This window comes from Corallococcus sp. CA049B (assembly GCF_003611685.1).
Classification (GTDB): Bacteria; Myxococcota; Myxococcia; order Myxococcales; family Myxococcaceae; genus Corallococcus; species Corallococcus coralloides.
The window spans coordinates 1-653 of the sequence record NZ_RAWC01000475.1 but is presented as its reverse complement, the minus strand read 5'-3'; the positions used below and the strand labels follow the sequence as shown (position 1 = coordinate 653).

Below are 653 nucleotides of genomic sequence, written 5' to 3'. Positions count from 1 at the left end.
CCCTTTGGGCGCATGGGGCTATAACCAGCCCTGTGCGCGATACCATTCGCCACTGCGGGTGATGGACTCCGCCAGCCCTCGGCGCGGCCGGAAGCCCAGCAGGCGCTCAGCCTTGGCCCCGGAGCAGGTCCAGGCCGGGGCCAGCAGCTGCCGCGCCAGCTTCCGGTTGAGGGGGAGCTTGCGGCCCGTCAGCCGCGTCACCCCGTCCGCCGCGGTGGCCAGGGCGGTCAGCACCGCCGGGGACAGCCTCCAGGTGCGCGTCTGGAAGCCCAGGGCCTTCGCCCCCAGGTCCTGCATCTCCTCCAGGGTCAGCCGCTCCGGGCCCGCGCAGAAGAACGCCTCGCCCAGGGCCTCCGGCTTCTGGGCCAATACCAGCAGCAGGTCCACCACGTCCTCCACGTCCACCAGGGACAGGGGGCGGGGGCCTCCGGCCAGCTCCAGCCGGATGCCCTTCTTGCCCAGCTTGAAGAAGGTCAGGTTTTCCTTGTCCCCGGGCCCCAGGATGCGCGGCGGGCGGATCACCGTCACCGGCAGCCGGTCCTGGAAGGAGAACGCGATGCGCTCACCCTCCGCCTTGCTCTCGCCGTACCACTCATGCGGATGGAAGGCGTCCTCCTCCACATGGGGGCGCTCCGGGGTGGAGGGGCCGTGGG

Annotated in this window: 1 protein-coding gene; it reads right to left on the bottom strand. The window is 71.7% G+C overall.

Annotated elements, in window-relative coordinates:
* Positions 1–18: 18 nt before the first annotated feature.
* On the bottom strand, positions 19–653 hold a 635-nt coding region (locus tag D7W82_RS39800), incomplete at its 5' end, for an NAD(P)-dependent oxidoreductase (protein ID WP_120623200.1).